Genomic DNA, 6,564 nt, shown 5'->3' with positions numbered 1-6,564 from the left:
ACCGAAATCGTTCTCAACTAATACGAGGTGTCAGCCTTGTAAGGGCAAAGAACATTTGAGGTTTTTTTTAAATAGGGTTTGCTGAAAAAGTTGTCTGTGAGGAGAGGGAACAGGGAACTCTTAACTGGGAACAGTTTCAAGAGTTGGATGGGAGCTATTTTTCCTTGGTATCAAACTTAAATGCAAGGTTTTCGAGTTTCCACCTCGTAAAAGCTTGCACTCTTTTTACATGAAAACGGCTCAAACCCTTTACCTGTAATCCTTTCATGTTTATTCAGCAAGCCCTATGTAGATTGGGTTAAGCAAAGCGCAACCCAACCTACAATTTTTACCTCCCTAATAACAAACCTCTGAAAAAATAAATCATGTTTGTGAATATTTGTTCTATCCATGATATAAACTGATCTAACCATTCTAGAATTTGTTCTAATAGGTGTTTTTCATAACCTAGTGAAGTGGCAGAAATATCAATCCAGTCAGGCTTAAAATTAAATTCTGACCTGGTTGGATTGGCTGTTTCTTCAAATTGCTCATTTTTAGATTGCGGTGCTTTTTCACCTATTTTATGGGGAATATTTGATAATCCCCATTGGGATTGATGTGTCCGGAAATTATCGATTTTATCATCTATGAATAGTTTTCCTAGTATACTTGTAAATACAGAATTTTGTTGATTAATATTGCTATTGCTGTCACCATATAAATCGTCCCATGTTAACCAAGGGTCAGCGATGGTATCAATATTATTTAATTCGTTAATTGGTGTGAAAAGTGGTTGATAGTTAGATGTAGTTGGCAATTTTTCCACTGGAAAATTTGCGCTAATTTGATGACTGTTTCTACCACCAAAAAAGTAATTGACTGCGGCTGTAATTAAATCAGAAATATCCGATTTTTGATTGCTTAAACCATTCTGATTAACTGTTAAAATATGAATAATTTCTTCGCCGCGCTGTTGTACAGGGACTACAGTGGTAGTTTCTAAATTAGCAACTAATTGGTCGATAAATCCAAAAAATTTAATGGGACTTAAGAGTGATTTTTGTGTTATGGTAGAATCTTCTTCTGTGAGTTTATCTAGAAGAGAATAAATTGGAGGTAATAATTCTTTTTGCTGGTGAGCAATTAATTTTAAAGAGTACCGATATTCGCTAATTTCACTATTAATTCTATCTGCTAATTTGGCGTTTTGTTGAGGGGTGAAAATATCAAAAATACGATTATCCGCGCTAACTAATACCAAATTCCGGGTTTGTAATTCTATGGCAATTCCCTTTACTGTGGGAATATGCTGTTGGAGGGTATTTTCTGGAGTGGGAGATTTTTGTTTAGGAAAAACTTTTTCCCATAAAGATCCTAAAAATGTGAGAGGATTGGTTTTAGATGCAGGTGGAATATCGGCATCTCCAGGAGGCAGATTTTTGACTATGTCTAATATATGCTGAATTGGTTCGTCACTGGCGGGAGGAGTTGCTGATTTTAATTGTTTTGTGGTTTCATTTTGTTGGAAAAATTGGTACAGTGGATAAAGTAGAGAATCTACGCCTACTTGAGTTGCAACTTGTAAATTTTTGAATGCGCTTTCCCATTTTTGTGTCAACCTGCGGGAATGCTGGTGGACAAAGTTAAAGAGTTTGCTTTGATAGCGATTGGAAGAACTGGATGACATGATGATAATGTGTAAGTTATAGCGTTGGGTGATTGTAAGTTAAAGGGTTTAAATCCCTAGTCTTGATTTTGAATTGTTAGGAGACTCCCACAAAACTATTGATTTTCGGCAGGGTCAATTATTTATATTATTTTATTGGCAATATGACTCTTTCTATACCCTCATTAAATACCAAATCTATATCAACAGCTATTGAAATTTTACGATCTTGTTGTCAAGTTGATATAATGTCAAGTTGGCAATATCATGAAACTGACGGGGTAATTACTGATTTTATCCCATTTAGTTTAACTGATTGGCAACCTGTTGAACTAAATGAAAAAGGCCATATTTCCTGGACAGGGGGAAAAGGAGTATTATGGTTGATGCAAAAATTCTCTGTTCCCCAACATTTACACAATTTTCCGTTAACGGGTTTATCTTTGCGCTTGGCTTTGGTGTGGTGGGCAGATGCGGCGGAAGTATATGTTAATGATAAGCTAGTATTGACGGGAGATTTGTTTGATTGTTCCCCGCGAGTGTTGTTGAGTGCGAGTGTTACTCCTGGTGAAGAGTTTACCATAGCTTTGCGGTTGGTGAGTCCGGGACATTGCGACGGGGCATTAATGCGATCGCTTGCAATTTTTGAGTCCACAGATTATGATCATCCCGATGCTGGTTTTATTGCTGATGAATTAGCAGTTGCGGAAATTCTTTTAGAGAACTTCGCACCAGAAAAGTTACCAGGTTTAGCAACAGAAGTTGAGAAAGTTACAAATTGCAAAGACGCAGAAAATCAAGATTGGCAAACATATATAGTTAATTTACGACAAACCTATTTGGGTTTAGCGGAATTTATTAACGCCCAAAAATATAAAATTCATTTATTAGGTCATGCACATTTAGATTTAGCATGGTTATGGCCTGTAGAAGAGACTTGGAAAGCAGCACAAAATACTTTTGAGTCAGCTTTAAAATTACAACAAGATTTTCCCGAATTAATTTTCTGTCATACCACACCGGCGTTGTATGCTTGGATTGAAGAAAACCGTCCCGACTTGTTTAAAGAAATTCAAAACCAAGTACAAGCGGGAAAATGGGAAGTTTCGGGAGGTTTTTGGGTTGAACCAGATTTAAATTTAATTGCGGGTGAGTCTATAGTTCGTCAGTTATTATATGGACAAAGGTATTTTTTACAGAAGTTCGGAAAAATATCTTCTGTAGTTTGGGTTCCCGATACCTTTGGTTTTTGTGCGACGTTACCCCAATTTTTCGCAAATGCGGGAATTGAGTTTTTTGTGACACAAAAACTCCGTTGGAATGATACAACTAAATTTGATTATGGCTTATTTTGGTGGCGATCGCCTGATGGCAGTCAAACATTAAGTTTTATGTCTGCACTTATCGGTGAAACCATCGAACCTGTAAAAATGGCCAAGTATGCTTGTGAGTGGAAAACCCAAACAGGTTTACAAAATTCTCTTTGGCTTCCCGGTGTTGGTGATCATGGTGGTGGACCAACTCGTGATATGCTAGAAACTGCGCGACGGTGGGAACATTCCCCCATTTTCCCCAAGTTAGAATTTACAACTTCCGAAAAATATCTGCAACAAATAACATCCCCGAATCAAAATTTACCAGTTTGGGAAAACGAACTTTATTTAGAATTTCATCGCGGATGTTATACTACCCACGCAGACCAAAAACGCTGGAATCGTAAATCTGAACATCTATTATATAGTGCAGAATTATTTGCAACTTTAGCAAATATCCTCACTGGTGCAAAATTTCCAACAACAGAAATAGAAACCGCGTGGAAAAAAGTTTTATTTAACCAGTTTCACGATATTTTACCTGGTTCTTCCATTACCCAAGTTTACACCGATGCTTTACCAGAATGGCAAGCAGTGGAGAAAATGGGAATGGAAATTTTGGACAAGTCATTAATAGAGATCACATCTAAAATAGATATACCACAATCACAAAATCCTGCAAATATCCCCGTCATAATTTTTAACTCTCTCAACTGGGAACGTTCGGAAGTTGTCACGGTAAACTTAGAGAAAATCATTACTCCAGATCAACCAAACTGGAAAGTTTGCGATATTGCAGGAAAAGAAATCTTATCCCAGCAAATTCAAAATTCTTTATTATTTTTCGCAACCGTCCCATCTATAGGTTACAGCATTTTCTGGCTTTCTCCATCTTCCCTTCAACCCCAAACATTCCCGAAAAATTGGCTTTTAGAAAATGAATATCTACAAATTGAAGTTAACCCCGAAACCGGAGATTTAAAAAGCGTCTTTGACAAAACCCAACAACGGGAAATTTTAAATGGTGCGGGAAACCAACTCCAAGCTTTTAGCGACAGTGGCCAATATTGGGATGCGTGGAATATTGACCCCAATTATAACACAAAACCCCTACCGCCAACAGAATTACAATCAATTCAATGGCAAGAATATGGAGAAATTCAACAACGTTTGCGGGTAGTGCGTCAACTGGGAAAATCGGAATTTTGTCAAGATTATATTTTAGAAGTTGGTTCACCAATTTTGAAAATAGCTAATACTGTAAATTGGCAAGAAAATCAGGTATTAGTTAAAACAGCCTTTCCTCTCAATTTCCAAGCCGAATTTGCCACCTATGAAATCCCCTGCGGTGCTATTGGTCGTCCCACAAATCCCCAAACCCCCACAGAACAGGCAAAATGGGAAGTCCCCGCTTTACGTTGGGCAGATTTAACCACAAATACACCCACCGGAAAATACGGAATTAGCCTACTCAACGATTGTAAATATGGATACGATGCCCAATCTAATCAACTACGCCTCACATTGTTAAGAAGTCCCAACTGGCCAGACTCCCAAGCAGATAGAGGAATACAGGAATTTACCTATAGTTTATATCCTCATTCGGGAAGTTGGGAAGAAGCGGAAACTGTTAAACGTGGTTATGAGTTAAATGTACCTTTTCAAGTATTAGTAAATCCAGATAATTATCAATCTAGTGCTAATGGTTGTCCAAGTCAAAGCTTTCTAGATTTATCAGCAGATAATTTGATTTTAATGGCATTTAAACCCAGTGAAGATGATTTAGAGAAGTTTATAATTCGTTTTTATGAATGTCATGGAAAAACAGCAGATTTATCTTTACAAAGCGATTTTTTAACTTTAGGAGAACAAGTTGACTTATTAGAAAATAATATCACATCAGCCCCAATAAATCCAGAAAATATGAATATTCAACCCTGGAAAATCGCCACTTTTGCAGTATCCGTGAAAACATAAACAGGAAAACTCTGTATATTAAGAAGCAGTCATCGGTCAGATTCAATATAATCGAGGGTGGGGTTTCCCCACCCCTACAGGTTTTGTAATTTCAATAGATTTATCAAATAGCCTCATGAAGTGGATAATATTTTGTCAAAAAAATCAATTAATTTCTCACTTGGAGATTTACAAGAATCAATGTGAACTTTTTTTAAATGATCTAATAATTTGTGTTTTCTAGTTTTTTTAGTGCAAATGGGACATTTAATTGGTGTTCTTCCTATTTTGTGAGAAAAAGTTTTCAAAACAATTTGAATTGCCGGATGTTTTCGCCAATTACTACTGTTTTTTATTTGATCAATAACTATTTCAACCTGTTTTCGTCTAAGTTGTTCTTCTTCTACTTTTCTTTGTTTTTCCTCATTACTCAATTTACGTATTTCTTCCCAATTGGATAAAGTGAAGGTAATTTTTTGATCTGGTTGTTTTTTATGATTTTCCAAAAAATATGAAATCTCTTTACGGAAATTTTCATAATATTCAAGATTACTAATACCTTGATGATATATTATTTCATAAGTAATATATATTTGATCCATTTTTTGATCAATATCTATGATTTGAGCAATAGTTTTATCATATATATAATCATATATATAAGCTTTTTGTGGGTTACTACTTCCTACACCTACTACATTAACAATAAGTTTAAGAGTAAATAAATTTATATTTAAACCTTCTAATTTCAGCCCAATTCCTTTAGAAATTCCACGTTTTAACTGATTTCCATGTAAAGAAATATATTTTTCAACGGATTTAGCAAGTTTCTCATTGATAAAATCATTTGTATGATAATTCAAAATCGAATTTTCCGAATAAATACCTGTTTTATTTTTATATAAATTTCCGAAAGCTATAAGCCAATTTGTTTTTACAATAACTTCTTTCAGTATTTGGCATATAGTATTAGGTTCAATTGTACTAATAAAAATATTCCAATTGTTAGATTTTGATTGATTGCAAGCAATATAAATACTGTAATGAAGTAATACTTCCAGAGGATATATACTTGTTGGGATAGATAAGTAATCTATAGCTTCACTAGCAATTAAACCATGTATCCAATTATTGCTATCGTTCACACCTGTATTAAATTGACGACATTCTCTTATTAAATCTTCCTTTTTACTATCAAAGCATATACGGCATTTATTAGTAATTTCTTTTAAAGAATTAGAGGATAATTGAGATTTGAGTATTTGAATATTATGGTCAAAGCTACTATCTTGACGTTTAATTATATTAATAAAATGTTCTTGAAATAGCTTTCGTCTTTGCCCTTTTCCTTCTGACGTTAAGGAACTCCAAGAACTACTATAACCTATTACTCTAAGCTCACATTTATTTGGATTTATTCCAATGTCCTTAAAATGAGCAAAATGAGGTCGGTTTACATATCCTTTTCTAAACTGAACTTCTTCCCCACATACAATGCAACGCAGTCCTAAAAGTCTATACGAATAATAATCTATATTTTTATCTTCAGCACAAACAGGAATTTCACTACCTTGATACATGGCTTTTGCATAAAACATAACTTACCTACGCACCCATTCCAGGGCATATTAGACCTGTCCGAAAATT

Annotated in this window: 3 protein-coding genes; 1 reads left to right on the top strand and 2 read right to left on the bottom strand. The window is 35.0% G+C overall.

Going from position 1 to position 6,564, the window contains the following annotated elements:
- Positions 1 to 328 precede the first annotated feature (328 nt).
- Positions 329 to 1,669: a hypothetical protein gene (locus tag CUN59_RS15915; protein ID WP_104388764.1), complete on the bottom strand. Its 1,341-nt coding sequence runs from the start codon at positions 1,667 to 1,669 to the stop codon at positions 329 to 331.
- Between the two features lie 143 nt (positions 1,670 to 1,812).
- Here CUN59_RS15915 and CUN59_RS15910 point away from each other — a divergent pair, with 143 nt between their 5' ends.
- Positions 1,813 to 4,938 (top strand): alpha-mannosidase, encoded by a 3,126-nt coding sequence (locus tag CUN59_RS15910; RefSeq protein WP_104388763.1) that lies wholly within the window; start codon positions 1,813 to 1,815, stop codon positions 4,936 to 4,938.
- Positions 4,939 to 5,051: 113 nt separating this feature from the next.
- On the opposite strand, the gene CUN59_RS15905 is transcribed toward CUN59_RS15910, so the two are convergent.
- Positions 5,052 to 6,515 (bottom strand): competence protein CoiA family protein, encoded by a 1,464-nt coding sequence (locus CUN59_RS15905; RefSeq protein ID WP_104388762.1) that lies wholly within the window; start codon positions 6,513 to 6,515, stop codon positions 5,052 to 5,054.
- Positions 6,516 to 6,564 lie beyond the last annotated feature (49 nt).

It is taken from the genome of Cuspidothrix issatschenkoi CHARLIE-1 (genome assembly GCF_002934005.1).
Classification (GTDB): domain Bacteria; phylum Cyanobacteriota; class Cyanobacteriia; order Cyanobacteriales; family Nostocaceae; genus Cuspidothrix; species Cuspidothrix issatschenkoi.
This window is presented reverse-complemented; position numbering and strand designations above follow the sequence as displayed.